The sequence below is a fragment of the Pseudomonas sp. TE4620 genome, assembly GCF_056279045.1.
In genome coordinates this window covers 979706-1003805 of sequence record NZ_JBWBQO010000001.1, presented here as the reverse complement: position 1 = coordinate 1003805, position 24100 = coordinate 979706, and the positions used below count along the sequence as shown (strand labels likewise).

General features: G+C 63.9%; 29 protein-coding genes. 3 read left to right on the top strand and 26 right to left on the bottom strand.

Going from position 1 to position 24100, the window contains the following annotated elements; translation table 11 throughout:
- Window positions 1–141: 141 nt before the first annotated feature.
- Together ACZ9A3_RS04825 and ACZ9A3_RS04820 are read right to left on the bottom strand one after the other, a co-directional pair.
- Entirely contained in the window at window positions 142–480 is a 339-nt protein-coding gene (locus tag ACZ9A3_RS04825) for an FKBP-type peptidyl-prolyl cis-trans isomerase (protein WP_195883382.1), read from the bottom strand.
- 79 nt (window positions 481–559) lie between these two features.
- Window positions 560–1498 (bottom strand): DMT family transporter, encoded by a 939-nt coding sequence (locus tag ACZ9A3_RS04820; protein WP_045200358.1) that lies wholly within the window; start codon window positions 1496–1498, stop codon window positions 560–562.
- 153 nt (window positions 1499–1651) lie between these two features.
- Between ACZ9A3_RS04820 and ACZ9A3_RS04815 the strand changes: the two genes are divergently transcribed.
- Window positions 1652–2545, top strand: a complete 894-nt coding sequence (locus ACZ9A3_RS04815; protein WP_476252186.1) for a LysR substrate-binding domain-containing protein — start codon at window positions 1652–1654, stop codon at window positions 2543–2545.
- Here ACZ9A3_RS04815 and ACZ9A3_RS04810 read toward each other — a convergent pair.
- Genes ACZ9A3_RS04810 through ccmA form a run of 12 tightly spaced genes read right to left on the bottom strand, consistent with a single transcriptional unit; the run spans window position 2538 to window position 11327 of the window.
- Complete coding sequence (locus ACZ9A3_RS04810) at window positions 2538–2945, bottom strand: GFA family protein (protein WP_045200354.1); 408 nt, start codon at window positions 2943–2945, stop codon at window positions 2538–2540. The two genes, ACZ9A3_RS04815 and ACZ9A3_RS04810, sit on opposite strands and share 8 nt — an antisense overlap.
- A 46-nt stretch (window positions 2946–2991) precedes the next feature.
- Complete coding sequence (locus ACZ9A3_RS04805) at window positions 2992–3930, bottom strand: 2-hydroxyacid dehydrogenase (RefSeq protein WP_258597068.1); 939 nt, start codon at window positions 3928–3930, stop codon at window positions 2992–2994.
- Between the two features lie 47 nt (window positions 3931–3977).
- Window positions 3978–4391, bottom strand: a complete 414-nt coding sequence (locus ACZ9A3_RS04800) for a lipoprotein (protein ID WP_045200350.1) — start codon at window positions 4389–4391, stop codon at window positions 3978–3980.
- A 10-nt stretch (window positions 4392–4401) separates the two neighbouring features.
- Window positions 4402–5604 carry a c-type cytochrome biogenesis protein CcmI gene (gene ccmI / locus ACZ9A3_RS04795; RefSeq protein ID WP_045200348.1) on the bottom strand — a complete coding sequence of 401 codons (1203 nt, stop codon included), beginning with the start codon at window positions 5602–5604 and terminating at the stop codon, window positions 4402–4404.
- Window positions 5597–6073, bottom strand: a complete 477-nt coding sequence (locus ACZ9A3_RS04790; protein ID WP_045200346.1) for a cytochrome c-type biogenesis protein — start codon at window positions 6071–6073, stop codon at window positions 5597–5599. Before ACZ9A3_RS04790 ends, ccmI begins: the two co-directional genes overlap by 8 nt.
- Window positions 6070–6603, bottom strand: a complete 534-nt coding sequence (locus tag ACZ9A3_RS04785) for a DsbE family thiol:disulfide interchange protein (RefSeq protein WP_045200344.1) — start codon at window positions 6601–6603, stop codon at window positions 6070–6072. The genes ACZ9A3_RS04790 and ACZ9A3_RS04785 overlap by 4 nt, the downstream gene beginning before the upstream one ends.
- Window positions 6600–8573 (bottom strand): heme lyase CcmF/NrfE family subunit, encoded by a 1974-nt coding sequence (locus ACZ9A3_RS04780; RefSeq protein ID WP_176794336.1) that lies wholly within the window; start codon window positions 8571–8573, stop codon window positions 6600–6602. Before ACZ9A3_RS04780 ends, ACZ9A3_RS04785 begins: the two co-directional genes overlap by 4 nt.
- Before the next feature lie 11 nt (window positions 8574–8584).
- On the bottom strand, window positions 8585–9040 hold the full coding sequence (ccmE, locus tag ACZ9A3_RS04775; protein ID WP_045200340.1) for a cytochrome c maturation protein CcmE: 456 nt from the start codon (window positions 9038–9040) through the stop codon (window positions 8585–8587).
- Window positions 9037–9213 carry a heme exporter protein CcmD gene (gene ccmD / locus ACZ9A3_RS04770; protein WP_038996352.1) on the bottom strand — a complete coding sequence of 59 codons (177 nt, stop codon included), beginning with the start codon at window positions 9211–9213 and terminating at the stop codon, window positions 9037–9039. Before ccmD ends, ccmE begins: the two co-directional genes overlap by 4 nt.
- The gene (locus tag ACZ9A3_RS04765; RefSeq protein ID WP_038996353.1) at window positions 9210–9986 is read right to left on the bottom strand and encodes a heme ABC transporter permease; all 777 of its coding nucleotides are present in this window, start codon (window positions 9984–9986) and stop codon (window positions 9210–9212) included. The genes ccmD and ACZ9A3_RS04765 overlap by 4 nt, the downstream gene beginning before the upstream one ends.
- 43 nt (window positions 9987–10029) lie before the next feature.
- Complete coding sequence (gene ccmB / locus ACZ9A3_RS04760; RefSeq protein WP_026001415.1) at window positions 10030–10698, bottom strand: heme exporter protein CcmB; 669 nt, start codon at window positions 10696–10698, stop codon at window positions 10030–10032.
- Window positions 10695–11327: a cytochrome c biogenesis heme-transporting ATPase CcmA gene (gene ccmA, locus ACZ9A3_RS04755; RefSeq protein ID WP_045200338.1), complete on the bottom strand. Its 633-nt coding sequence runs from the start codon at window positions 11325–11327 to the stop codon at window positions 10695–10697. Before ccmA ends, ccmB begins: the two co-directional genes overlap by 4 nt.
- Before the next feature lie 163 nt (window positions 11328–11490).
- On the opposite strand from ccmA, the gene fliK reads away from it, so the two are divergent.
- Both fliK and ACZ9A3_RS04745 read left to right on the top strand, forming a co-directional pair.
- Window positions 11491–13059, top strand: coding sequence for a flagellar hook-length control protein FliK (gene fliK, locus ACZ9A3_RS04750; protein WP_045200336.1), 1569 nt, complete (start codon window positions 11491–11493; stop codon window positions 13057–13059).
- On the top strand, window positions 13056–13388 hold the full coding sequence (locus tag ACZ9A3_RS04745) for an EscU/YscU/HrcU family type III secretion system export apparatus switch protein (protein ID WP_045200334.1): 333 nt from the start codon (window positions 13056–13058) through the stop codon (window positions 13386–13388). The genes fliK and ACZ9A3_RS04745 overlap by 4 nt, the downstream gene beginning before the upstream one ends.
- 75 nt (window positions 13389–13463) lie before the next feature.
- On the opposite strand, the gene ACZ9A3_RS04740 is transcribed toward ACZ9A3_RS04745, so the two are convergent.
- The 12 genes from ACZ9A3_RS04740 to fleN form a co-directional block, all read right to left on the bottom strand.
- On the bottom strand, window positions 13464–13856 hold the full coding sequence (locus ACZ9A3_RS04740; protein WP_038996358.1) for a DUF2802 domain-containing protein: 393 nt from the start codon (window positions 13854–13856) through the stop codon (window positions 13464–13466).
- A 1-nt stretch (window position 13857) separates the two neighbouring features.
- Window positions 13858–14337, bottom strand: a complete 480-nt coding sequence (locus tag ACZ9A3_RS04735; RefSeq protein WP_010225041.1) for a chemotaxis protein CheW — start codon at window positions 14335–14337, stop codon at window positions 13858–13860.
- Between the two features lie 64 nt (window positions 14338–14401).
- Complete coding sequence (locus ACZ9A3_RS04730; RefSeq protein ID WP_213602053.1) at window positions 14402–15259, bottom strand: CheW domain-containing protein; 858 nt, start codon at window positions 15257–15259, stop codon at window positions 14402–14404.
- Window positions 15259–16047 carry a ParA family protein gene (locus tag ACZ9A3_RS04725; protein ID WP_045200330.1) on the bottom strand — a complete coding sequence of 263 codons (789 nt, stop codon included), beginning with the start codon at window positions 16045–16047 and terminating at the stop codon, window positions 15259–15261. The genes ACZ9A3_RS04730 and ACZ9A3_RS04725 overlap by 1 nt, the downstream gene beginning before the upstream one ends.
- 45 nt (window positions 16048–16092) lie before the next feature.
- Window positions 16093–16980 (bottom strand): flagellar motor protein MotD, encoded by an 888-nt coding sequence (motD, locus tag ACZ9A3_RS04720; protein ID WP_045200328.1) that lies wholly within the window; start codon window positions 16978–16980, stop codon window positions 16093–16095.
- A 3-nt stretch (window positions 16981–16983) separates the two neighbouring features.
- Window positions 16984–17724 (bottom strand): flagellar motor protein, encoded by a 741-nt coding sequence (locus ACZ9A3_RS04715; protein ID WP_045200326.1) that lies wholly within the window; start codon window positions 17722–17724, stop codon window positions 16984–16986.
- Window positions 17724–18842: a protein-glutamate methylesterase/protein-glutamine glutaminase gene (locus tag ACZ9A3_RS04710; RefSeq protein WP_476252185.1), complete on the bottom strand. Its 1119-nt coding sequence runs from the start codon at window positions 18840–18842 to the stop codon at window positions 17724–17726. The genes ACZ9A3_RS04715 and ACZ9A3_RS04710 overlap by 1 nt, the downstream gene beginning before the upstream one ends.
- Window positions 18843–18887: 45 nt before the next feature.
- Window positions 18888–21119, bottom strand: coding sequence for a chemotaxis protein CheA (locus tag ACZ9A3_RS04705; protein WP_476252184.1), 2232 nt, complete (start codon window positions 21117–21119; stop codon window positions 18888–18890).
- 12 nt (window positions 21120–21131) lie between these two features.
- Window positions 21132–21920, bottom strand: coding sequence for a protein phosphatase CheZ (locus ACZ9A3_RS04700; RefSeq protein ID WP_045200319.1), 789 nt, complete (start codon window positions 21918–21920; stop codon window positions 21132–21134).
- 19 nt (window positions 21921–21939) lie between these two features.
- Window positions 21940–22314, bottom strand: coding sequence for a chemotaxis response regulator CheY (locus ACZ9A3_RS04695; protein WP_036990294.1), 375 nt, complete (start codon window positions 22312–22314; stop codon window positions 21940–21942).
- Between the two features lie 103 nt (window positions 22315–22417).
- Window positions 22418–23158, bottom strand: a complete 741-nt coding sequence (gene fliA / locus ACZ9A3_RS04690) for an RNA polymerase sigma factor FliA (protein WP_010225024.1) — start codon at window positions 23156–23158, stop codon at window positions 22418–22420.
- A complete protein-coding gene (fleN, locus tag ACZ9A3_RS04685) occupies window positions 23155–23988 on the bottom strand; it encodes a flagellar synthesis regulator FleN (protein ID WP_016393812.1) in 834 nt (277 codons plus the stop codon). The genes fliA and fleN overlap by 4 nt, the downstream gene beginning before the upstream one ends.
- Between the last annotated feature and the right edge of the window lie 112 nt (window positions 23989–24100).

Genomic DNA, 24100 nt, shown 5'->3' with positions numbered 1-24100 from the left:
GGATCCCTGTCTGATGCTCCATCCGTGGAATCGGGCATGCTTCAGAGTGCAAGAATGCCATTTGGTTCGATCCCTGAGCGCTCGGCCCTGAGCCAGAGCTACTGTAGCGCCTTGATGTTGCTGAATTAAGACCGACGGCGCTCAATCGTCGCGGGTAAGGACTTCGAGCAACTCGATCTCGAAGGTCAGGTCGGAGTTGGGCGGGATCTTGCCCATGCTGCGCTCGCCATAGCCCAGGTGCGCCGGCACCAGCAGTTTGCGTTTGCCGCCGACCTGCATGCCCATCAGGCCCTGGTCCCAGCCCTTGATCACCCGGCCGGTGCCGATCACGCACTGGAACGGCTTGCCGCGGCTGTGGGAGGAGTCGAACTCCGTGCCGTCGGCGAGCCAGCCGGTGTACTGGGTGGTGATCAGCGCGCCCTTGACCACGGCCTTGCCGTCGCCTGGCTGGATATCGATGATTTGCAGTTCGCTGCTCATGCTTGACCTCGTTGAAGCGGGATATGCCTTTGGTGGCCAGCGTTTTCGCAGGGTTGGCGAGGTTTTGCAAGGCCAGCGATCAAGCCTGGGCAGTCACCACCACCCTGCCCGGCTCGTGCTGGCGCATCGACCAGCAGACGCCGCCGATCACCAGGACAATCGCCAGGCCCTCCAGCAGGCTCGGGCCGCTCTGACGCCAGATGAAGGCGTAGAGCAAAGCGAACAGGGTCTCGAAGACGATCAACTGGCCGCTCAACGTCACTGGCATGCGCTTGGACGCGGCATTCCACAGCAGCGCCGCCAGCCACGAGCCGAACACCGCGCAACCCAGGCTGTACAGCCAGAACAGCGTCCAGCGCTCAGGCGCCGCCTCGACCTGCAACTGCGCCGGCTGCCACAGCGCCAGCAGCGCCACCAGCACCAGGCTCAACACGCCGGTCATCACCCCGTTGAGCACCGACCATTGATGGCTGTCGAAATGCCCGCACTGCTTGAGGTAACGGCTGTTGTGCACCGCGTACCAGGTCCAGCAGGCCAGCGCGCCGAGGGCATAAAGTACCCCGGCCAGTTTGTCGGCCACCGCTCCCGGCTCGAGGGCAAAGGTCTGCAGGTTGATGCACAGCATGCCGGCCAGGATCAGGCCCAGCGGCAGCAACAACTGACGCAGCGCCACCCCGCCGCTGTCGTGACGGCCATACAGGGTGATGGTCAGCGGCAGTACGCCGACAATCAACGACGCCGGCGCTACACCCAGGCGCTGGATCGCCGCCACCAGGCAGATGAAGTACAGCAGGTTGCCGATCAGCGCCAGGCGCCCGATCATCCACAGGTCGCCCAGGGTCAGGCGTCCGAGGGCCTTGCGCATGGGGATCGCCAGCACCAGGGTCACCAGGCCGAACAGCACGAAACGCGCGCAGCTGAGCAGCACCGGGCTGAACTCCGGCAACAGCTGCGGCACCATCAATACCAGCCCCCACATCGCACCGGCTACCCCGGCATACGCCACACCCCGTTTCACGTGCCTGCTCCTGATCTAAGAAGAGCGCAGGCTAACGCCTGGACAGCGCCTGGACAAAAGATCATTCGGCATGCAGGCATTCCCTGCAGGAATACCTTTCACGCTGAAAGCATCGACCTTATGATTCAGACATTCCCCAGACCGGACCGTCACATGAGCCGCTTCAGCCGTCACCTGCCACCCCTGGACACCCTGGTCGCGTTCGAGGCAGTGGTGCGTACCGGCAGCTTTACCCGCGCGGCCAGCGAGCTGTACCTGACCCAGAGCGCGGTGAGCAAACAGATCAAGCTGCTGGAAGAACACCTCGGTGCGCTGCTGTTCGAGCGCCGCGCCCGGGGCATCGCATTGACGGCGGCCGGCGACGGCTTCAATGCCATCGTCGAGCCCATGCTGGAAAGCCTGCTGGCCAATGTGCTGCGTCTTAAAAGCGGCCACGGCAGCCGCAACGTCAGCGTCATCTGCACCCATGCGGTGGCCCAGTACTGGTTGTTTCCGCGCCTGCTGCGCTTCAACGAACAGCACCCGGAGCTGACGGTGAACATTCATGCCAGCAACGAAATCAGCGAAAGCGATATTGGCAATTACGACTTCGGCATTCTCTATGGCCATGGCCACTGGAGCTCGCTCAAGGCCAGCAAGTTGTTCGATGAGGCCATCTACCCGATCGCCAGCGTCAAACGTGCCCTGCCCGCTGTGCAGTCACTGAGTGAGTTGCAAGCCTTGCCGTTGATCCAGCTGGATGCCTCGGCCTGGAACTGCCTGGACTGGCAGGACTGGTTCGGCCATCAGGGCTTGCGTTACCAGGCGCCGGCCAATGCGGTGACCTTCAACCAGGTCAACCTGGTGTTCGATGCGGTGATGCAGGGGATGGGCGTGGGCCTTGGCTGGGAGTTCATGGCCCGCGAGCGGATCGACAACGGCCTGATCCGCCAGGTCTCGGAGTTTGTCGTGCACACCGGGCAAGCCGACTACCTGGTGCACGACAAACAGGCCCTGCGCTCGCCGGCGGCGCAGGTGTTCGAGGACTGGTTGCTGGCGCTTAGCTGAACATGGCTTCGACTTCGGCTGCGGTCATCGTCGGCGTGCCTCGGGCCAGGCAGTAGTACTCAGGTTTCTTGTCGATATACACCTGTAGGTCGAACACCCAGTCGGTGTCACCCTCAAGTACACCCACCGACACCGCGTCGAAATTGCCGGATTTCAGCCGGTACAACAGGTGCGTGCCACAGGCGCCGCAGAACCCGCGCTGGGCCCAGTCGGAGGAGTCATGGAACACCGGCTGGCCGCGGGTGAACTTCACTGGCTGCGCGCAGTGCACCGACAAAAACGGCCCGCCGCCCCACTGCCGGCACATGCCGCAATGGCAGGCGTTGACGCTGGCTTTCTCAAGGCTGACGCTGAGTTTGACGGCGCCGCACAGGCAGCTACCGTGTTTTTCCAGGGACATGATCAAGGCTCCTTGCTGGGAGAAGAGCCGGCAAGTCTAGCAGCTGTCAGGCCGTGACCGGGGTCAGCACCGGCTCGCCGGCAAAAAACGCCTGCAGGTTGCGTAGCACCAGTTGCACGGTGTCGCGCGCCGCTTCCGGCGACTGGCCGGCGACGTGCGGGGTCAGCACTACCGTGGGCAAGGCCTTCAGGGCTTCGGGCACTGCCGGTTCGTCATCGAACACATCCAGCCCGGCACCGGCGATCACGCCGTTTTCCAAGGCATCGACCAGGTCCGCCGTGCTGACGACGCTAGCCCGGGCGATGTTGACCAGAAAGCCCTCTGCCCCCAGCGCTTCAAGCACCGGCTTGTCGATCAACTGGTGAGTAGCGGCGCCGCCCGGGGTGGCGACAATCAGAAAGTCCGATTCCCGGGCCAAGGCCAGGGGGCTGTCGCAATAGTGATAAGCGACGTCGCTACGCGGCGTGCGGTTGTGGTAATTCACCGGCATGTCGAAGCCCTGCGCTGCCCGCTTGGCGATCGCCAGGCCGACCGCGCCGAGGCCGAGAATGCCCAGGCGCTTGCCGCTGACCGACGGGCTGATCACCCGGTTCCACTCGCCACGGCGGGTCGAGGCATCGGCGCGGGGAATATCGCGCACCACCGCCAGCAGCAAGGCCATGGCATGGTCGGCGACCGCCGTGGCATTGGCGCCAGCACCGTTGGTCACAGTAATACCCCGGGCAGCAGCGGCCGCAAGGTCGACCTGCTCGTAACCGGCACCGATCACACAGATGATTTTCAAGGCGGGCAACGCGGCCATTTCATCGGCGTACAGGCCCAGCGGACCCCGGGTCAGCACTGCATCGATCTGGCTGCCATGGCGGGCAATGGCCTCGGCGCGCAAGGCCGGGGTCTGCGCGCGGATCAGGCGAAAGCCGTTGTGTTCCAACAGGGGAAGGTAGTCGTCGACCGTTTCTACCAGCACCAGTACCGTTTGTGTCATGCCTTGCTCCCGGGCTATTGGCGAGGGGGCATTATGCGCAGCTCAGGTTACTGGGCGAAAGCCCGGCCCAGACCGCCCGGCACGCCACTGCTGTCGGTTTCCTGCCAGGGGCCGTTGAGGTTGGTCGACCAGCTCCAGCCGTTGTTCCAGCGGTAGTAGGTGCGCTGGCGATAGAAGGTGTTGGTCTTGCCGTCGAGCACATACACGCCCAGGCGCGGGTCCCAGTGGCTGGCGCCACCGGGCGGAGGCGCAAAGCTCGGTGAGGTACGCTGCACTGGCTTGGGCACCGGGGTCACGGCCGGCTTGCTCGGCACCGCGCCCGGCTTGGGCGCAGGCTTGCTGCCCGGGCCCGGCGGCAGGGTTTCGATTGGCGGCGCGGTGGGTTCGGAGGGCTGGTGAACGGTACATGCACTCAAGCCCACAACCAGGGAAAGAAGGGTCAGGCGTGCGATGCTGTTCATAGTCGGTCTCTTACTGGTCCGGGCTGTCGATGGTCAGGTGCTGCGCAGCGGTCGTGCTGCTGGCCAGCGGAGCACCCTTGCCAACCCATTCGCCCTGGGTCGGCTGGCCAGCGCGAGAGATGCGCGCAACCAGTTGGACTTCAGGGAAGCTCGACAGTTTCATGTTCGGCATCATCGCGTCGCTGTCGCTCAGCTCGACCTCGATCGGCAGCTGCGCCACGGTTACCCGCTTGGCCGCCAGCGGCATCGGCGGGCCGGAACTTGCACGGGCAAAGATGAATACAGTGTCATCGGCCTTGACCTTGTCCTTGAGCGCCGCCGCAAGCTCGACCCGAACCTTCAGGCGTGCCGTGCCCTGCTCGGCAACTGCCGGTGCGGCCTTGCCCTCGCCGGCCTTGAGCTTGTCGCTGGCGCGCTCGATACCGCCCTGCAACGCTGCCCGCGAGGCGTCGCCCTCGGGCAGTTGCGCCAGCAGGCGGTTCCAGTAATCAATGGCTTGCTGGTAGTGCTCAGCCTCGAATGCAGCGATGCCCAGCAGGCCAAGGCTGGTGACTTCGTTGGGGTCGGCCTTGAGCGCTTCGTCGGTGAGGGCCTGCAATTGCCCGCTCCATTGCTTGTTGTTGGCAAAGTACAGCGCCTGCGCCCACTGCCCGAGCAGCTCCGGCTGGCGCCCGGCAACCGCGGCGGCACGCTCGAAGACGTTGGCGGCGTCGGCCGGACGCTCCTGGGCCATGTAGGCACGGCCAAGGAAGTACAAGCCTTCGGCCGAATCCGGCTGGGCCTTGACGGCCAGCTCCAGGCGGCGGGTCATTTCTTCCATGGACTGCGGCGCCTTGGCGAACTGCTGGGTCAGCTCGACCTGCTCGCTGGCACCAAAGTGCAGGTACAGGCCCAGGCCCATCAGCGGCACCAGCACCGCCGCCAGCAGCGGCAAGGGTTTGCCCAGGCGGCCCAGGCGCTGCGGTTCAGCGCCCTCGGTGTCGGCCAGCAGCTCGCGCGCGGCCTCGTCGCGGCCCTTGCCGAACTGCTCGGCATCGAGCACCCCGGCGGCCTGCTGGCTTGCCAGTTCGGCGACGCGCTCCTGATACAGGGCGACGTTGAGGGCGGTACGGTCTTCTTCCTGTTGCGCACGACGGCCGCGCAACACCGGGATCAGCAAAAAGCTCAGGGCCACCAGCAACAGCAGGCCTGCAGCAAGCCAGAAATCAGTCATGGGTCTGTTCTTTGTCCAGCAATTTGGCGAGGCGCTCACGCTCCTCGGACGAAAGGTCGGCGTTGCCTGCTGCCGCCTGGCCACGGCGCTTGCGCACGATCAGCGCGAGCACGGTGAAGCCGCCCAGCAGCAACACGCCAGGGCCAAACCAGAGCAGCCAGGTGCGGGCGCTCAGGGCCGGTTTGTAGCGGACGAAATCACCGTAGCGATCGACCATGAAGTCGATGATCTGCTGATTGCTCTGGCCCTCGCCGAGCATGCGGAAGATCTCCCGACGCAGGTCGGCGGCAATCGGTGCGTTGGAGTCGGCGATGTCCTGGTTCTGGCACTTGGGGCAGCGCAGTTCCTTGGTCAGCTCGTGATAACGCGCACGTTCCGCCTCATCGGCAAACTGGTAGGTATCGATCGCCGCCTGGGTTACCCCGGCCAGGCTCAGGCCGAGGACGGCGGCCGCCAGCCAGCGCTTCATGGCTTGGCCTCATCGACCAGGCTCTGGTACTGCGGCGCCAGTTGCTCGCGCCAAACGGTGGCGTCAACCACCCCGACGTGCTTGTAGCGGATGACGCCCTTGGCATCGATCAGGAAGGTTTCCGGCGCGCCATAAACACCCAGGTCCAGGCCCAGGCTGCCCTGCTCGTCACGGATGTCGAGCTGGTAGGGGTTGTGGAACTCGGCCAGCCACTTCAGTGCGGCGGCGTTGTCGTCCTTGTAGTTGACGCCGTGGATCACCACGCCCTGCTCGGCCAGCTTGTTCAGGTACGGGTGCTCGACCTTGCACGACGGGCACCAGGTGGCCCAGACGTTGACCAGCGCCGGCTTGCCGAGCAGGTCGGCCTCGGTCAGCGGCTTGCCGTCGACCGATTGCAGGGCAAAGGCCGGGAACGGCTTGCCGATCATCGCCGAGGGCAGTTCGCTCGGGTCGAGGAACAGCCCGCGGTAGAGAAACACCGCCACCAGCAGAAACACCGCCAGCGGCAGCACCATGATCCAACGCTTCATGCAGTAGCTCCAGACATGCCCAGTGCCTCACGCACACGGGTTTTAACCTTGACGCGATAGCGACCATCCAGTGCCGCCAGCAAACCGCCCAGGCCGGTCAGCAGGCCGCCCAGCCAGATCCAGCGCACAAACGGCTTGACGTGCACCCGCACCGCCCAGGCGCCGTTATCCAGCGGCTCGCCGAGGGCGACGTAGAGATCACGGGTGAAACCGGCATCGATGCCGGCTTCGGTCATCATCGACTGCTGCACGGTGTACAGGCGTTTTTCCGGGTGCAGCACGCTGATCTCACGACCGTTTTCGACCACCCGCACGGTGCCCTTGTCGGAGGTGAAGTTCGGCCCCTCAAAATGCTTGGCGCCCTCGAAGATGAACTGGTAACCGGCCAGCTCCACCGACTCGCCCGGCGCCAGGCGCAGGTCGCGTTCGGCGCTGTTGTTGCTCGACAGCACCACGCCCAGGGCGCACACCGCCAGGCCCAGGTGGGCGACGTGCATGCCCCAGTAGCTGCGGTTGAGGCCGCGCAGGCCTTTGAACAAGCCTTTGTGGCGGGTCTTGTCGAGGATGTCGCGGGCCCCGGCCAGGACAATCCACGCAGCCAGGGCAAAGGTGGTCAGCACCTGCCAGTCAAAGTCATCCACCAGCAGGCCGCCGATCGGTGCCAGCACGGCGCTGGCGATCAGCACCGGGGTGAGCATTCCCAGCAGCCATTTGCTCGGGGTGTCTTTCCAGCGCACCAGCACGCCCACCGCCATGACCACCATCAACAGCGCCATCAACGGGATGAACAGCGCATCGAAGTACGGCGGGCCGACCGACAGCTTGGCCCCGGTCAGGGCATCGAGAATCAGCGGGTAAAGGGTGCCGAGCAGGATCATCGACGCCGCCACCACCAGTATCAGATTATTGGCCAGCAGCAGGGTTTCCCGCGACCACAGGGCAAAGCCGACCTGGCTCTTGACCACTGGCGCGCGCAGGGCGAACAGGGTCAGCGAACCGCCGACCACGAACAGCAGGAAGATCAGGATGAAGATGCCGCGCTCAGGGTCGGAGGCGAAGGCATGCACCGAGGTCAGTACCCCGGAACGCACCAGGAAGGTACCCAGCAGGCTCAGGGAGAACGCGGCAATGGCCAACAGCACCGTCCAGCTCTTGAACACGCCGCGCTTCTCGGTGACCGCCAGCGAGTGAATCAGCGCGGTGCCGACCAGCCAGGGCATGAACGAGGCGTTCTCGACCGGGTCCCAGAACCACCAGCCGCCCCAGCCCAGCTCGTAATAGGCCCACCAGGAACCGAGGGTGATGCCGATACCGAGGAAGGCCCAGGCGACGATGGTCCACGGCCGCGACCAGCGCGCCCAGGCGGCGTCCAGGCGCCCGCCAAGCAAGGCGGCGATGGCGAAGGCGAAGGCCACCGAGAAGCCCACGTAGCCCATGTACAGCATCGGCGGGTGAACGATCAGGCCGATGTCCTGCAGCAGCGGGTTGAGGTCGGCGCCGTCACTCGGCATCTGCGGCAGCAGGCGCTTGAACGGGTTGGAGGTGATGATCAGGAACGACAGGAAGCCGACGCTGATCATGCCCATCACCGCCAGCACCCGCGCCAGCATCACCTGCGGCAATTGCCGGGAAAAGATCGACACGGCAAAGGTCCAGCCGCCGAGGATCATCGCCCACAGCAGCAGCGAGCCCTCGTGGGCGCCCCACACGGCGCTGAACTTGAAGTACCAGGGCAAGGCGCTGTTGGAGTTGTTGGCCACATAGGCGACCGAGAAGTTGTCGGTCATGAAGGCGTGGGTCAGGCAGGCGAAAGCGAACGCCAGGAAGGCGAACTGGCCCCAGGCGGCCGGGCGCGCCAGGCTCATCCACAGGCTGTCGCCGCGCCAGGCGCCGAGCAGCGGGATGGTGGCCTGGACGCAGGCGAAGCAGATCGCCAGGATCATCGCCAGCTGGCCCAGTTCAGGAATGATCAGTGCCGCATTCATGGCTTGGCTCCGGCATCGGTGGCGACCTGGCCGCTTTCCTTGAGGGCCTTGGTGACCTCTGGCGGCATGTATTTCTCGTCGTGCTTGGCCAGCACTTCATCGGCCACTACCACGCCTTCGGCGTTGAGCTTGCCCAGGGCGACGATGCCCTGCCCTTCGCGGAACAGGTCGGGGAGGATGCCGCGGTAGGTGATCGGCACCGACTTGTTGAAGTCGGTGACCACGAAGCGCACGTCCAGCGAGTCGCCGGAGCGTTGCAGCGAGCCTTTCTCGACCATGCCGCCAGCGCGGATGCGGGTGTCCAGCGGCGCTTCGCCGTTGGCGATCTGGGTCGGGGTGTAGAACAGGTTGATGTTCTGTTGCAGGGCACTCAGGGCCAGGCCCACGGCAATGCCAATCCCGGCCAGCAGGCCGAGGATGATGAACAGACGCTTTTTACGCTGCGGATTCACGGTTTGTTCTCCCGGCGCAGACGGCGCGCCTGTTCTTGCAAATAACGGCGCTTGGCGCGCACCGGCGCGGCGACGTTGAGGGCCAGCACCAGCAGGCAGATGCCGTAGGCCGACCAGACGTACAGGCCGTGATGGCCCATGGCGAGAAAATCACTGAAGGAGGCAAAGCTCATCGCGCCATCTCCCGACCCAGGCTGTTCAATACCTCCTCCTTGACCCAGCTGGCGCGCGCCTCGCGCTTGAGCACTTCAAGGCGCATGCGCAACAACAGCACGGCGCCGAAGAAGCAGTAGAAACCCAGCACCGTCAGCAGCAGCGGCAGCCACATCTCGGCGGGCATCGCCGGCTTTTCGGTGAGGGTGAAGGTGGCGCCCTGGTGCAGGGTGTTCCACCACTCCACCGAGTACTTGATGATCGGGATGTTGATCACCCCGACGATGGCCAGCACCGCGCAGGCCTTGGCCGCGCTCTCACGATTGCTGATGGCATGGCTCAAGGCAATGAGACCGAAGTACAGAAAAAGCAGGATCAGCATCGACGTCAGTCGCGCATCCCAGACCCACCAGCTGCCCCAGGTCGGCTTGCCCCAGATGGCGCCGGTGACCAGCGCCACGGCGGTCATCCAGGCGCCGATGGGCGCCGCGCATTGCAGGGCGACGTCGGCGATCTTCATCTTCCACACCAGGCCCACCACCCCGGCCACCGCCAGCATCACGTAGCAGGACTGGGCAAGCATCGCCGCCGGCACGTGGATGTAGATGATCCGGAAGCTATTACCTTGCTGGTAATCCTGGGGCGCGAAGGCCAGGCCCCAGACCACGCCGATGCCGATCAGCAGGATGGCGGCAATCGCCAGCCACGGCAGCATCCGCCCGCTGATGGAATAGAACCATTTGGGTGAACCCAGTTTGTGAAACCACGTCCAGCTGATTGCGCTGCTTTTCATCACGGTACATCCAGGGTCTTTGCTGGGCTGGGCCCAGACCTCATTATTCGCCGACGCTGATCTTCAGGCCAGCCGCTATTGCAAAGGGTGCCAGAGTTACTGCCAGGGCGGTCAGGCTGCCAAGCCAGAGCAGATAACCGGTCGCCGGCATAGCTTGCAGTGCCGCCTGCAAGGCGCCACTGCCCAGGATCAATACCGGGATATATAACGGCAAAATAAGTAGCGCCAGCAGCAGGCCGCCACGTTTCAAGCCGACTGTCAGGGCCGCACCCACGGCGCCCAACAGGCTCAGTACCGGGGTACCGAGCAAGAGCGATGCCAGCAGTACCGGCAGGCACGCCGCAGGCAAACCTAGCATCAGTGCCAGCAAGGGTGCCAACAATACCAGTGCCAGGCCGGAAAAGGCCCAGTGTGCCAGCACTTTCGCCAGCACCAGAAGAGGCAGGGGGTGCGACGAAAGGACCCACTGTTCGAGCGAGCCATCCTCGAAATCACTGCGGAAAAGCCCGTCCAGCGAGAGCAGAACCGATAAAAGCGCTGCCACCCAGACCAGCCCCGGAGACAAGGTTTGCAACAATTGAGTCTCGGGTCCGACCGCCAACGGGAACAGCGCAACGACGATGGCGAAGAACACCAGCGGGTTGGCAAGCTCGGCGGGACGTCGGCACAACAGGCGCGCTTCACGGCGCAACAACAGCACAAAGACACTCATGCGGCCCACTGCCCCAGGTTCAGTTCACGGTAACCGGACGGCTTGCGCTCCAGCGTGTGGTGGGTGGTCAGCACGACCATGCCGCCCTGCTCGCAATGGGCGGCCAGGTGCGCTTCGAGCTGGGCCACGCCCTGTTTGTCGAGGGCAGTGAACGGTTCGTCGAGAATCCACAGCGGCGGGCTGTCCAGGTACAGCCGGGCCAGGGCCACGCGGCGTTGCTGGCCGGCCGACAGGGTGTGGCAGGGGACGTCTTCGAAGCCGCGCAGGCCGACCGCTTCAAGGGCCGTGCGGATCGCCGCCGGCGCTGCCGGGCGATGCAGGGCGCAGAGCCAGGCGAGGTTCTCTTCGGGGCTGAGGACATCCTTGATGCCGGCGGCGTGGCCGATCCACAGGAGGATCCGCGCCAGTTCGTTGCGCTGTTCGGCCAACGGCTTGCCGCTGACTAGAATCTGCCCGGCGGTCGGGCTCATGAGCCCGGCCATCAGGCGCAACAGGCTGGTTTTGCCGCTGCCGTTGGGGCCGCTGATCTGCAGCATGTCGCCTGCGCCCAGGTGCAATTCGAGGTTTTCGAAGAGCATTCGCCAGTCGCGCTCGCAGGCCAGGCCCACGGCTTGGAGATGAGGGGTCACGGTTTCGCCTTATGCTTGGGATGCCTGTCTCAAGTCGGTCCCGGCCTTGCCGTTATACTGGCAACGACGATGTGGCCCGGCCGCGCTGATCGCCAAAGATCGGGCGGCATTATACATGTGATGTCCTACTGCAAAGAGGGCTATTTCAACAGGTTGCGAGCGGATGACAGGCGAAATCAACAACCTCGGCACACAGATTCCGGCCAGCCCGCAGCTGCGCTCGGCGATGACCGGCGAACTGCTGCGCCTGCTGCAACCGCAGCAGGCCCTGCTGGCCCCGGGCGAAACCGCCAAGGCCGAGGTCTTGGCCCTGCGCCAGGTCGGCCAGGACTTCCAGATGCTGCTCAAGCTGACCCAGGACAACGGCAAGCAAACCAATGTCCAGGCCAGCAGCACCCTGCCCCTGGCCCAGGGCAGCCAGCTGGCGGTCACCCAGAGCAGCAATGCCAACCTGAGCATTACAGTGCAGCAAGCCATCGCCAGCAGCGTCGCCACCCTGACCCGCATCGACACCCGCGAGCTGCCGGTGGGCACCCTGCTGCAAGGCAAGGTCGTTACCAGCCAGGCATTGCCGGCAAACGCCGGCCAATTGGCGCAGTTTCGCTCGCTGGTCACTTTGCTCGGCGGCCCGCAGGCCGGCGCCACCCTGGCCATCGACAGCCCGCGTCCGCTAACGGTGGGCAGCTTGCTCAGTGCCCGGGTGCAGGGCGATCAGTCGCTGAGCTTCGTGCCGCTCAGCGGCCGCCAGGAACAACTGGCAATCAGCCAGCAATTGAGCAGCCAACAGAGTCGCCAAGCCTCACTGCAGGGTTTGCTCAGCGCCCTGCAGCAGGTGCGCAGCGATAACAATCAGCCCGCCGAGGTACGCGTCAACGTCGACAAGTTGCTGGCCAGCCTGCCGGATGTGCGTCAGCTCAGCGACCCTAAAGGCCTGGCCCAGGCCCTGAGCAACAGCGGCGTGTTTCTTGAGGCCAAGCTGCTGGCCGGGCTGCCCGCGACTCTCGCACCTGACCTCAAGGCGCAGGTGACGCGCCTGGTGGCGCAACTGCTGCCGGGGCTGCCGGGCAACGCCACCTTCAACCCCGCCGCGGCCGCCAGTACCCTGGCCCAGGTCATGCCCGGCATGGTCCGCAGCGCCCTGGGCATGCTCGGCCAGGTCAGCCCGCGACCACAGCCCGGCGGTTTCCCCCTGCCCTCACGGTCATTGCCAAGCCAGGACGGGGAAGGCGACCTCGAGCACCTGTTGCGCCTGGCCGCCTCAGCCATCTCGCGCCTGCAAAGCCATCAGCTGGCAAGCCTTGAGCAGACCGGCACCACCGCCGATGGCAACCTGCAGACCACCTGGCAACTGGAAATCCCCCTGCGCAACGGTCAGGACTTCATGCCGCTGCAAATGAAGCTGCAGCGCGAAGAAACCCCGGAGCAGCAAAGCGACCCGGAACGCGAGCGTCGCGATCCACTGGAAATGCTCTGGCGCATTGAGCTGGCCTTCGATCTCGATCCACTGGGGCCACTGCAGGTGCAGGCGCAAATCACCCAGGGCAGCCTGTCGAGCCAGCTATGGGCCGAACGGCCGAGCACTGCGCAATTGATCGAAAGCCAGCTTGGCAACTTGCGCGAACGCTTGCTGGCCCGTGGCCTGAACGTTACCGAACTGCACTGCCATCACGGCACACCGCCCCAGGGGCCGCGTACGCACCTGGAACAACGATGGGTGGATGAACAGGCATGAGCGACAAGAACCCACGCCAGGCCATCGCCCTGACTTACGACGGTCAGCAGGCCCCGACCCTCAGCGCCAAGGGCGACGACGAGCTGGCCGAGGCAATCCTGAAGATTGCCCGCGAGCATGAAGTGCCGATCTACGAGAACGCCGAACTGGTGCGCCTGTTGGCGCGCATGGAATTGGGCGATCAGATCCCCGAGGCCCTGTACCTGACCATCGCCGAAATCATCGCTTTTGCCTGGCAGCTCAAGGGCAAGGTGCCGGTGGGGTTTGTCGACGAGGGGCCGCAGGAGCGCGATATCACCCCTACCGACCTGAGATTGCCGGGTACCTGAAAGCATCGCGGGGCAAGCCCGCTCCCACACAAGGTGTAGGAGCGGGCTTGCCCCGCGATTGATTCACTGCAACCCTCAGCTGCGGTGCAACTTGCTCATCAACTCCGCCTCAGCCTGGGTCAAACCACAGGACTGGGTCAGCTCATCGACGCTGGCACCCATGCCCACCAGCCGCGCCGCTTGCGCAAACGACAGGCTGTTGGGGTCACGCTGCTCCAGTTGCAGGAGCTTGTCCGGCAAGGGCGCAACCACCGCGCGCAGCTCGTGCAGGGCTTCGCCCATACGCACGCTGCCGTTCTGGTAGTCGTCCAGGCTTTTGGCCAGGTCCTTGATGCGCTGGTCACGCACGGCATCGCCCTGGGCCTGTTGCGCGGCCAGCTCGCGCTGGCGCTTGCTGTAGTTCAGGAAGAACCACAGGCTGACCGCCCAGAGCAGCGCCAGAAATATGACTGCAACCTCGAGGATCAACTCAGATGTTCTCCAGCTCGGACCACTCTTCCTCGGTCATCATTTTGTCCAGCTCGACCAGAATCAGCAGTTCGTTGTTCTTGTTGCACACGCCCTGGATGAACTTGGCCGATTCTTCGTTGCCGACATTCGGCGCGGTCTCGATTTCCGACTGACGCAGGTAAACCACTTCGGCAACGCTGTCGACCAGAATGCCGACCACTTGCTTGTCGGCTTCGATGATGACGATACGGGTGTTGTCGGTGATCTCGCTGGACAGCAGGCCGAAGCGCTGGCGGGTGTCGATCACGGTGACCACGTTACCGCGCAGGTTGATGATGCCCAGCACGTAGCTCGGGGCACCCGGGACCGGGGCGATCTCGGTGTAGCGCAGGACTTCCTGCACCTGCATCACATTGATGCCGTAGGACTCGTTGTCCAGCTTGAAGGTCACCCACTGCAGGATCGGATCTTCGGAACCTTGTGCAGACGATTTTTTCATTCCCCTATCCCTCAAATACCGCCATCGGCGGTGTGCTCAGTGCGGTCGCGGCAGATGCGGCCGATTATTTATGGGTGTTGTGCAGTTGCTTGACTGCGCCACTGGCGATCAACTCGGCCAGCTCGGCGACGTCGAGCAACGCGCACATGTGTTCAATCACGGTGCCGGCCAGCCATGGCCGCTGGCCACGCTGGCTGCGCCACTTGATCTCGTTGGGATCCAGGCGCAGCGAACGGCTGACCTGATGCACCGCCAGGCCCCATTCGTAGCCCTGGACCGAAATCACGTACTGCAGGCCCTGGCGAAAGTCGTCCCGGTAACGGTCGGGCATGACCCAGCGGGCGGTGTCCAATACCTTGAGGTTGCCGCTCTGGCTCGGCAGGATGCCAAGGAACCAGTCAGGCTGGCCGAACAGTGGTGTCAGTTCATGGCCGGCCAGCGAGTAGATCGAGCCCAGGCACACCAGCGGTACCGCCAGGGTCAGGCCGGCAACATCGAACAGCAGGCATTCGAACGGCTCGGCGGCCCAGGCCGGACGGCCATCGATGGTGGCCGGCGGTACCGGTTGATTGGGCGCCGGCGGCAGGTGCACGTCCACCAGCGGCTCGACCGGTGCGACCTGGGCAACCTCAGGCACTTCGACCACAGGCTCCAGCACAGGCTCGACAACCGCTGGCAAGGTCAGCGGCAATACCGGCCGAGATGGCTCGGCAAACGGCCGTGGTTCGGGTTTTACCGCGGCCTGGGCCGCCACCTGGGCATCACGGGCCTGCTCTTCGCGCACAGCCGCCTGGAATTCGTCGGGCTCAACCGAAGCTGGCAGCACTTCGTCGAGTTCTTCGGTGGCCTCCTGCAGCAAGCCATCGAGGTAGCTCTGCAGGGCCATCTGCGGCCGGCTGGCAAGCTGTTGAGGACGATTCATCAGGCCACCTGCAAGGCGAGGTTCTGCGTCAGCAGGTGCTTGAGCAAGGCGCGGTAAGCCACCACGCCGCGGCTTTTGCCGTCGAACTGCGAGGGTGTCAGGCCAGCCCGGCTGGCGTCACGCAGGCGCGTGTCGACCGGGATGTAGCCTTGCCAGATATGCTCGGGGTAAGCGTCGCGCAGCACCCGCAAGGTACCCATCGAGGCCTGGGTACGGCGGTCGAACAGGGTCGGCACGATGTGGTAAGGCAAGGCCTGCTTGCGCGAGCGGTTGACCATCGCCAGGGTGCTGACCATGCGCTCCAGGCCCTTGACCGCCAGGTACTCGGTTTGCACCGGGATCACCAACTGCTGGCTGGCCGCCAGGGCGTTGACCATCAGCACGCCGAGCAACGGCGGGCTGTCGATGATGGCGTAGTCGAAATCCTGCCAAAGCTGCGCCAGAGACTTGGCGATCACCAGGCCCAGGCCACTCTGGCCCGGCGACTGGCGCTCAAGCACGGCCAGGGCGGTGCTCGACGGCAGCAGCGAGATTTTCTCGTCGCTGGTGGGTAACAGCAATTGCCCGGGCAAGCCCTCGGGCACCGTGCCCTTGTGCAGGAACAGGTCGTAGCAACTGTGCTCCAGCGCATCGGGGTTGTGCCCGAAGTAGCTGGTCATCGACCCGTGCGGGTCGAGGTCGACGACAACCACACGCTTGCCCGCCTCGGCCAGCAGGCCGGCCAGGGCGATGGACGTGGTGGTCTTGCCGACTCCACCTTTTTGATTGGCTACTGCCCAGACTCTCATTGCGTTGCTTCCTCCCGGTACGGCAGCCTGCCCTGCCGGGATCGGTTATAGGGTCGGTGACGGGGAATTGACGCGATTGTCGCCCACCGTCGGTGCTACCGCTGGCGGTGCAGTTTGTGTGCCAGCCCGCTTCATCGCCGCGTCCGGGGTGGCATTGGCGCTGCCAGTGCCAGTCAGGCTGCGGCGTACTTCGAGGTTGCGCGAGATCACCAGCACCACCCGTCGGTTGCGCGCCCGGCCTTCAGCGCTGTCGTTGGCGGCGATCGGCTGGAACTCGCCGTAACCGACCGATGCCATGCGCGCCGGGTTCACCCCTTCCATCGCCAGCAGGCGGACGATACTCGCCGCCCGTGCCGATGACAGCTCCCAGTTGGTCGGGTACTGCGCGGTGCGAATCGGCAGGTCGTCGGTAAAGCCTTCGACGTGCACCGGGTTGGCGAACGGCTTGAGGATCTTCGCCACCTTCTCGATGATGTTGAACGCCACGTCGCTGGGCATGGCGTCGCCGCTGCCGAACAGCAGCGACGAATTGAGTTCGATCTCGACCCACAGCTCGTTGCCGCGCACGGTCATCTGGTCGGACTTGATCAGGTCGCCGAAGGCGTCGCGCACGTCATCGGTGATGGTCTTGAGCGGGTCGCTGCTGGTTTGCGCCAGGCCCGCATCGACCTGCTCGCTGTCCTTGATCAACGGCTCGGCCGGCTTGACGCTGAGCGGGCGCTCGTCGCCAATGGGGATCGGCTTCATGCTCCGCTCGGGGTCGTTGAACACGCCGATCAGCGCCTGGGAAATGACCTTGTACTTGCCCTCGTTGATCGACGAGATCGAATACATGACCACGAAGAAGGCAAACAGCAAGGTGATGAAGTCGGCGTAGGACACCAGCCAGCGTTCGTGGTTTTCATGCTCTTCGGGTTGTCGACGGCGCGCCATGTGTTACTCCATGAAGCCCTGAAGCTTCAGCTCGATCGAGCGCGGGTTTTCGCCTTCGGCGATCGACAGCAAGCCTTCCAGAAGCATTTCCCGGTAGCGCGACTGACGCAGGGCCAGGGCCTTGAGCTTGTTGGCGATCGGCAGCAGGATCAGGTTGGCACTGGCAACACCGTAAATGGTGGCGACGAAGGCCACGGCAATGCCGTTGCCCAACTGCGACGGGTCAGCAAGATTGCCCATGACGTGAATCAGGCCCATCACCGCACCGATGATACCGATGGTCGGCGCATAGCCGCCCATGCTCTCGAACACCTTGGCGGCCTGCACGTCGCGGCTTTCCTGGGTGTAGAAATCCACCTCGAGAATGCTGCGAATGGCTTCCGGCTCGGCGCCGTCGACCAGCAACTGCAGACCTTTGCGTGCGTACGGGTCCGGCTCGGCATCGGCGACGCCTTCCAGGCCCAGCAGGCCTTCCTTGCGTGCGGTCAGCGACCAGTTGACGACCCGGTCGATACCGCCAGCCAGGTCGACCCGTGGCGGGAACAGGATCCAGCGCACGATCTGCAGCGCGCGCTTGAAGGCGCTCATCGGCGATTGCAGCAAGGCCGCCGCCAGGGTGCCGCCGAGCACGATCAAGGCCGCCGGGCCATTGAGCAGTGCCGACAGGTGGCCGCCTTCGAGGTAGTTGCCGCCAACGATGGCGACAAAGGCCAGGATGATCCCGATAAGGCTCAAGACATCCATCAGACGCAGGCCTCGACCAGGTGCTTGCCGATCTCGTCCAGGCCATACACGGCGTCTGCCAGGTTGGCTTTGACGATGGCCATGGGCATGCCGTAGATCACGCAGCTGGCTTCATCCTGGGCCCACACGGTGCTACCGCCCTGCTTGAGCAGGCGCGCACCTTCGCGGCCGTCGGCGCCCATGCCGGTGAGCACCACCGACAGCACCTTGTCGCCATAGGACTTGGCCGCCGAACCAAAGGTGATGTCCACGCACGGTTTGTAATTCAGGCGCTCGTCGCCCGGCAGGATCTTCACCGTGCCGCGGCCGTCGACCATCATCTGCTTGCCGCCAGGGGCCAGCAGGGCCAGGCCCGGGCGTAGCATGTCGCCGTCCTCGGCTTCCTTGACGCTGATCTTGCACAGCTTGTCGAGGCGCTCGGCAAACGCCTTGGTAAAGGCCGCCGGCATGTGCTGGATCAGCACGATCGGCGCCGGGAAGTTGGCCGGCAACTGGGTCAGAACCCGCTGCAGGGCAACCGGGCCGCCGGTGGAAGTACCGATGGCAACCAGCTTGTAGGGTTTGCGCTTGGGTGCCGGCGAAGCACTCGATGCTGGCGCAGCCGCTGCGCGCACAGATGCTGCGGCGCGTGGTGCAGGCGTGCTGCCCAGGCTGCTGACGGCAGGTTGGGCGGCTGGCTGCGGCGCGGGCGCCGGGCTTGCGTAGGCACTGAAACGACGGTTGCTGCGGGAAATGGTATGAACCTTTTCACACAGCAGTTGCTTGACCTTCTCCGGGTTGCGCGAGATGTCTTCGAAGTTCTTCGGCAGGTAGTCGACCGCACCGGCATCCAGCGCATCGAGGGTGACGCGGGCGCCTTCGTGGGTCAGCGAGGAGAACATCAGCACCGGGGTCGGGCAACGCTGCATGATGTGACGCACGGCGGTGATGCCATCCATCATGGGCATTTCGTAGTCCATGGTGATGACATCGGGCTTGAGCGACAGCGCCTGGTCGATCGCTTCCTTGCCATTGGTCGCGGTACCGACGACCTGGATAGTCGGGTCCGCTGAAAGAATTTCCGAGACGCGGCGGCGGAAGAAACCGGAATCATCCACCACCAGGACCTTGACTGCCATAAACACTCCATTAGGGGGCGCGGCATGTGAGCCGCGCCACCAGAATCAAATACGCCGGGCGGCGTAACGCTTGAGCATGCTCGGTACGTCGAGGATCAGCGCAATGCGCCCGTCACCGGTAATGGTGGCGCCCGACATGCCCGGGGTGCCCTGGAGCATCTTGCCCAGCGGCTTGATGACCACTTCTTCCTGGCCCACCAGTTGATCGACGACGAAGCCGATCCGCTGGGTACCCACCGAAAGGATCACCACATGGCCCTCGCGCTGCTCTTCATGAGCGGCCGAGCTGACCAGCCAGCGCTTGAGGTAGAACAGCGGCAAGGCCTTGTCACGCACGATCACCACTTCCTGGCCGTCGACCACGTTGGTGCGCGACAGGTCGAGGTGGAAGATCTCGTTGACGTTGACCAGCGGGAAGGCGAACGCCTGGTTGCCGAGCATGACCATCAGCGTCGGCATGATCGCCAGGGTCAGCGGCACCTTGATGACGATCTTCGAGCCCAGGCCCTTGGTCGAGTAGATGTTGATCGAGCCGTTGAGCTGGGAAATCTTGGTTTTCACCACGTCCATGCCCACGCCACGCCCGGACACGTCGGAAATCTCGGTCTTGGTCGAGAAACCCGGGGCGAAGATCAGGTTGTAGCACTCGGTCTCGCTCAGGCGATCGGCGGCGTCTTTGTCCATCACTCCGCGCTTGACCGCAATGGCGCGCAGCACGTCGGCGTCCATGCCCTTGCCGTCATCGGAGATCGACAGCAGGATGTGGTCGCCTTCCTGTTCGGCCGAGAGCACTACCTTGCCGCCGCGGGACTTGCCCGAGGCTTCGCGCTCTTCCGGGGTTTCGACGCCATGGTCGACGGCGTTGCGCACCAAGTGCACCAGCGGGTCGGCCAGGGCCTCGACGAGGTTCTTGTCGAGGTCGGTCTCTTCGCCGACCAGCTCCAGGTTGATTTCTTTCTTCAACTGCCGGGCCAGGTCGCGAACCAGGCGCGGGAAGCGCCCGAAGACCTTCTTGATCGGCTGCATGCGGGTTTTCATCACCGCGGTCTGCAGGTCGGCGGTCACCACGTCGAGGTTCGACACGGCCTTGGACATGGCCTCGTCGCCACTGTTCAGGCCCAGGCGCACCAGGCGGTTACGCACCAGCACCAGCTCGCCGACCATGTTCATGATCTCGTCGAGCCGCGCGGTGTCGACCCGTACGGTGGTTTCGGTTTCGCTGGCAGGGTGCTTTTCGGCAGCCGGAGCGGCCTGGCGTGCAGGTGCAGGCGCCGCAGCCGCTGCTTTGGCCGCAGGGGCTGGTGCAGCAGCTGGCTTGGCGGCAGGTGCTGGCGCAGGCTTGGCCGCCGCTTTCGCAGGTGCTGCGCTGGCAACTGGTGCAGCCGTGGCTACTGCGTCCGGCGCAAACTTGCCCTTGCCGTGCAGTTCGTCGAGCAGCGCTTCGAACTCGTGCTCGGAGATGTGATCGCCAGCCGCGGCAGGCGCGCAGGCTTCCACAGGCGCGGCAGCAGCGCCCGGCAGTGCATCGACGGCAAAAGTACCCTTGCCGTGCAACTGGTCGAGCAGCGCTTCGAATTCATCGTCGGTGATGTCGCCACTGACATCGCCAGCGGCAGCTGCAACAGCCGGTGCTTCAGCCGCGCCGCCGAGGTTGTCGGCGGCGAACTGGCCCTTGCCGTGCAACTGGTCAAGCAGCGACTCGAACTCGGCGTCGGTGATTTCGTCACCGGCAGGCTCGGCGTCCTGGGCTTGTGCCTCGGCCTTGACTGCATTGAGCGAGTCGAGCAGTTGCTCGAATTCGGTGTCGGTGATGTCCGCCTCGGCCTCGGCCGCCGGTGCTTCAAGCACCTCGGGCTCAGCGGCAGGGGCTGGTGCTTCGTCTTCCCCGGCAGGCTCGGCCAGGCGCGACAGCGCCGCCAGCAGCTCTGGGGTCGCCGGGGTGATGTCGCTGCGCTCGCGAACCTGGCCGAACATGCTGTTGACCGTGTCCAGGGCTTCCAGGACCACGTCCATCAGTTCGGAGTCGACGCGTCGGGCACCCTTGCGCAGGATGTCGAACACGTTTTCGGCGATATGGCAGCACTCCACCAGCTCGTTGAGCTGGAGGAAGCCGGCGCCCCCTTTTACAGTGTGAAAACCGCGAAAGATCGCATTGAGCAGGTCGGCATCATCCGGTCGGCTTTCCAGCTCGACCAATTGCTCGGACAGTTGCTCAAGAATTTCGCCGGCTTCTACCAGGAAATCCTGAAGGATTTCTTCATCGGCGCCGAAGCTCATTAAACGTGCTCCCTAAAAACCCAGACTGGACAGCAGATCGTCGACATCGTCCTGACCGGACACAACGTCTTCACGCTTATCGGCATGAATCTGCGGACCTTCACCCCGAGTCGGATGTTTTTCTTGATCTTTTTCAGCGCGCAGCTGCTGGTGGTCATGTTCGATACCGGCAAAACGGTCAACTTGACTTGCCATCAGCACGAGCTTGAGCAGATTGCTTTCTACTTCGGTGACCAGCGCCGTGACGCGTTTGATCACCTGGCCGGTCAGGTCTTGGTAGTCCTGAGCCAGAAGAATGTCATTGAGGTGGCTGGCGACCTTGCGGTTGCCCTCCTCGCTGCGCGTCAGGAAACTGTCGACACGCTTGGCCAGCTCACGGAACTCCGGTGCCGCCACTTCGCGGCGCATGAAGCGCTGCCAGTCGACACTCAGCGCCTTGGCCTCGTCGCTCAGTTCGTTGAGTACCGGCGTGCTGGCTTCGACCAGGTCCATGGTGCGGTTGGCCGCGCCCTCGGTCAGCTTGACCACGTAGGACAGGCGTTCGGTCGCATCGGTGATCTGCGACACTTCCTCGGCTTGCGGCATGTGCGGGTCGATCTGGAAACTGACGATCGCGCTGTGCAGCTCGCGGGTGAGTTTGCCGACTTCCTGATACAGGCCAAGGTCACGGGTCTGGTTCAGCTGATGGATCAGTTGCACCGCGTCGCCGAACTTGCCTCGTTCAAGGCTGTCGACCAGTTCCCGGGCGTGTTTCTTGAGTGTCGACTCAAACTCGCCCAAGGATGATTGTGTTTGCTCCATAGCGCCCCCGTGGCGTACCTCAGCTATTGACGCGCTCGAAGATCTTTTCGATCTTTTCTTTCAGCACCTGGGCGGTGAACGGCTTGACCACGTAGCCGTTGACCCCGGCCTGGGCGGCTTCGATGATCTGCTCGCGCTTGGCTTCGGCAGTCACCATCAGCACCGGCAGGTGCTTGAGGCGCTCATCGGCACGCACTTTGCGCAGCAGGTCGATACCGGACATGCCAGGCATGTTCCAGTCGGTCACCAGAAAGTCGAAATGACCGCTTTCGAGCATCGGCAGTGCGGTGTTGCCGTCGTCGGCTTCCTGGGTGTTGGTAAAGCCCAGATCACGCAACAGGTTCTTGATGATCCGCCGCATCGTCGAAAAGTCGTCCACGATGAGGATTTTCATGTCTTTGTTCAATTAGACCTCCAAGCAGTCTTTAACGCGTTCAGCGCGGAACGCGCATTCAATCAATTCGGCACTACATTTCACGACTGCATCGAACCTGCGTTCAACGCGCCCGCCATTCCCCCAGGCGACCACGCAAACGTGCCGCGCACTGGCTGTGCAACTGGCTGACACGCGACTCGCTCACCCCCAGGACCTCACCGATCTCCTTGAGGTTGAGCTCTTCGTCGTAGTACAGCGCCAGGACCAGACGCTCGCGTTCCGGCAGGTTGGCGATGGCATCGGCCAGGGCTGCCTGAAAACGCTCGTCTTCCAGATCGCGCGAAGGCTCGAGCTGGGCACTGGCACCGTCCTCGTGCAGGCCTTCATGTTCGCCGTCCTGCAACAGGTCGTCGAAACTGAACAGGCGGCTGCCCAGGGTGTCATTCAAAATCCCGTAATAATCATCGAGACTCAATTGAAGTTCGGCAGCAACCTCGTGATCTTTAGCGTCACGGCCGGTTTTTGCTTCAATTGCACGAATCGCGTCACTGACCATGCGGGTATTGCGGTGTACCGAACGCGGCGCCCAGTCGCCCTTGCGCACTTCATCGAGCATGGCGCCACGGATGCGGATGCCGGCGTAGGTCTCGAAACTGGCCCCCTTGCTGGCGTCATACTTGTTGGCGACTTCGAGCAGGCCGATCATCCCGGCCTGGATCAGGTCCTCCACCTGCACACTGGCCGGCAGACGTGCCAGCAAGTGGTAGGCGATGCGCTTGACCAGCGGCGCGTAACGCTCGATCAGTTCGTACTGGGCGTCACGCGAAGCCTTGCTGTACATCCGATAACCACTGGCGTTCATAGCACCGGACCCGCACTCGTCGGTTGCACCAGGCGCTCGACGAAGAACTCCAGGTGCCCCCGTGGGTTGGCAGGCAGCGGCCAGCTATCGACCTTCTGGGCAATGGCCTTGAATGCCAGCGCGCACTTGGAACGCGGGAAGGCTTCATAGACCGCTCGCTGCTTCTGCACCGCCTTGCGCACACATTCGTCGTAAGGCACCGCACCGACGTATTGTAGGGCGACATCGAGGAAGCGATCAGTGACCTTGGTCAACTTGGCGAACAGGTTGCGCCCTTCCTGAGGGCTCTGGGCCATGTTGGCGAGGACGCGGAAGCGGTTCATGCCGTAATCGCGGTTGAGCAGCTTGATCAGCGCGTAGGCGTCAGTGATCGAAGTGGGCTCGTCGCACACCACCAGCAGCACTTCCTGGGCGGCGCGGACAAAACTGACTACCGAGTCACCGATACCTGCAGCGGTGTCGATCACCAGCACATCGAGGTTGTCGCCGATCTCGCTGAAGGCCTGGATCAGGCCGGCGTGCTGGGCCGGAGCCAGGTGCACCATGCTCTGCGTGCCCGAGGCCGCCGGCACGATGCGCACACCGCCGGGGCCTTGCAGCAGCACGTCGCGCAGTTCGCAACGGCCTTCAATGACATCGGCCAGGGTGCGCTTGGGCGTCAGGCCCAGCAGCACATCAACGTTGGCCAGGCCCAGGTCGGCGTCCAGCAGCATGACCCGACGGCCAAGCTCAGCCAGCGCCAATGACAGGTTCACTGACACGTTAGTCTTGCCAACGCCACCTTTGCCGCCGGTCACGGCGATCACCTGTACGGGATGCATGCTACCCATGTTTGTTCTTTACCTTGTCTTACTTAGACCGAGGCCACATGACTGGGCTGCGCTTTCAACACCTGAAAAATGCCTGGCAGACCATTGATGTAGGTACTTTGCAACGTAATCA

What these genes read in the sequence shown, in the direction of transcription:
- ACZ9A3_RS04785 (WP_045200344.1), bottom strand. Translation starts at nt 6,603, where the DNA reads ATGAAGCGTTGGATCATGGTGCTGCCGCTGGCGGTGTTTCTGCTGGTG.
- ACZ9A3_RS04815 (WP_476252186.1), top strand. Translation starts at nt 1,652, where the DNA reads ATGAGCCGCTTCAGCCGTCACCTGCCACCCCTGGACACCCTGGTCGCG.
- ACZ9A3_RS04765 (WP_038996353.1), bottom strand. Translation starts at nt 9,986, where the DNA reads ATGAAAAGCAGCGCAATCAGCTGGACGTGGTTTCACAAACTGGGTTCA.
- ACZ9A3_RS04730 (WP_213602053.1), bottom strand. Translation starts at nt 15,259, where the DNA reads ATGAATCGTCCTCAACAGCTTGCCAGCCGGCCGCAGATGGCCCTGCAG.
- fliK (WP_045200336.1), top strand. Translation starts at nt 11,491, where the DNA reads ATGACAGGCGAAATCAACAACCTCGGCACACAGATTCCGGCCAGCCCG.
- ACZ9A3_RS04825 (WP_195883382.1), bottom strand. Translation starts at nt 480, where the DNA reads ATGAGCAGCGAACTGCAAATCATCGATATCCAGCCAGGCGACGGCAAG.
- ACZ9A3_RS04710 (WP_476252185.1), bottom strand. Translation starts at nt 18,842, where the DNA reads ATGGCAGTCAAGGTCCTGGTGGTGGATGATTCCGGTTTCTTCCGCCGC.
- ccmI (WP_045200348.1), bottom strand. Translation starts at nt 5,604, where the DNA reads ATGACTGATTTCTGGCTTGCTGCAGGCCTGCTGTTGCTGGTGGCCCTG.
- ACZ9A3_RS04735 (WP_010225041.1), bottom strand. Translation starts at nt 14,337, where the DNA reads ATGAAAAAATCGTCTGCACAAGGTTCCGAAGATCCGATCCTGCAGTGG.
- fliA (WP_010225024.1), bottom strand. Translation starts at nt 23,158, where the DNA reads ATGAACGCCAGTGGTTATCGGATGTACAGCAAGGCTTCGCGTGACGCC.
- ACZ9A3_RS04800 (WP_045200350.1), bottom strand. Translation starts at nt 4,391, where the DNA reads ATGAACAGCATCGCACGCCTGACCCTTCTTTCCCTGGTTGTGGGCTTG.
- motD (WP_045200328.1), bottom strand. Translation starts at nt 16,980, where the DNA reads ATGGCGCGCCGTCGACAACCCGAAGAGCATGAAAACCACGAACGCTGG.
- ACZ9A3_RS04810 (WP_045200354.1), bottom strand. Translation starts at nt 2,945, where the DNA reads ATGTCCCTGGAAAAACACGGTAGCTGCCTGTGCGGCGCCGTCAAACTC.
- fleN (WP_016393812.1), bottom strand. Translation starts at nt 23,988, where the DNA reads ATGGGTAGCATGCATCCCGTACAGGTGATCGCCGTGACCGGCGGCAAA.
- ACZ9A3_RS04745 (WP_045200334.1), top strand. Translation starts at nt 13,056, where the DNA reads ATGAGCGACAAGAACCCACGCCAGGCCATCGCCCTGACTTACGACGGT.
- ACZ9A3_RS04715 (WP_045200326.1), bottom strand. Translation starts at nt 17,724, where the DNA reads ATGGATGTCTTGAGCCTTATCGGGATCATCCTGGCCTTTGTCGCCATC.
- ACZ9A3_RS04700 (WP_045200319.1), bottom strand. Translation starts at nt 21,920, where the DNA reads ATGGAGCAAACACAATCATCCTTGGGCGAGTTTGAGTCGACACTCAAG.
- ccmD (WP_038996352.1), bottom strand. Translation starts at nt 9,213, where the DNA reads ATGAGCTTTGCCTCCTTCAGTGATTTTCTCGCCATGGGCCATCACGGC.
- ACZ9A3_RS04790 (WP_045200346.1), bottom strand. Translation starts at nt 6,073, where the DNA reads ATGAAGCGCTGGCTGGCGGCCGCCGTCCTCGGCCTGAGCCTGGCCGGG.
- ACZ9A3_RS04805 (WP_258597068.1), bottom strand. Translation starts at nt 3,930, where the DNA reads ATGACACAAACGGTACTGGTGCTGGTAGAAACGGTCGACGACTACCTT.
- ccmB (WP_026001415.1), bottom strand. Translation starts at nt 10,698, where the DNA reads ATGAGTGTCTTTGTGCTGTTGTTGCGCCGTGAAGCGCGCCTGTTGTGC.
- ACZ9A3_RS04725 (WP_045200330.1), bottom strand. Translation starts at nt 16,047, where the DNA reads ATGAGAGTCTGGGCAGTAGCCAATCAAAAAGGTGGAGTCGGCAAGACC.
- ACZ9A3_RS04705 (WP_476252184.1), bottom strand. Translation starts at nt 21,119, where the DNA reads ATGAGCTTCGGCGCCGATGAAGAAATCCTTCAGGATTTCCTGGTAGAA.
- ACZ9A3_RS04695 (WP_036990294.1), bottom strand. Translation starts at nt 22,314, where the DNA reads ATGAAAATCCTCATCGTGGACGACTTTTCGACGATGCGGCGGATCATC.